The sequence below is a fragment of the Dissulfuribacter thermophilus genome (assembly GCF_001687335.1).
GTDB classification, from domain to species: Bacteria; Desulfobacterota; Dissulfuribacteria; order Dissulfuribacterales; family Dissulfuribacteraceae; genus Dissulfuribacter; species Dissulfuribacter thermophilus.
Window position 1 is genome coordinate 1 of record NZ_MAGO01000027.1, and the last position, 726, is coordinate 726.

Below are 726 nucleotides of genomic sequence, written 5' to 3' on the forward strand. Positions count from 1 at the left end.
TTCAGAAATAAGCCTGATTCTATAGCTTGAACCAGAATCGGTACTATAAAGCTCTGCACGAATGCCTAACTTCTGAAGCTCTTCATTGTTATTAATGGCATTTAAAAGGGTAAGATCCTCATCATTGGCCTGAATTGTAAGACTTCCACTGGAAGCTATATCGACTCCGTTTATTACTAAATCACCTGAATTAATGGTACCGGCAGATATCGCAGCATCACCATTCACCATCGCTCTCGCATTTGACAATGTAAGTGTGCCTCGATTCGTAACACTACGTGTACTTACCAGTGTCATTCCATTTACAGCGATAAGTGTCGAAGTAGCAGTTCCTTGTGTTAAAGAAAGATTGCGACCATCTAAAGCAATAATTCTTACTTCATCAGTATCAATAACTTCTGCCTTTATATTCTTGTACTGAGCAAGACTTCCGTTATTGATTACACTGGCAAGCTGTGCCGCATTTGTAACTATATTATCCCCTTTAGCTATGCTAGTACCATTAAGTTTAAGATCAGCGGTAGAAAGATCATTCAACACCTTCACCACAATCTCTGTCGTGGCTTTTGCCTGTACCCCTGTCTCATTTATCTTTGCATTGATAGCCTGTGCCTTAGCCCATGCTGAATCAGTACTACCTGTGGTACCAAATCCCATATCGGAAGTTGCCCCAATGGTCACTCCATTAATGCGAATATCTCCACTCGACAAGGCCTCAGATGTTAC

The 726-nt window shown here is 41.2% G+C and carries 1 protein-coding gene; it reads right to left on the bottom strand.

Going from position 1 to position 726, the window contains the following annotated elements; genetic code table 11:
* On the bottom strand, positions 1-657 hold a 657-nt coding region (locus tag DBT_RS11635; RefSeq protein ID WP_279614901.1), incomplete at its 3' end, for a hypothetical protein.
* Positions 658-726: the final 69 nt, after the last annotated feature.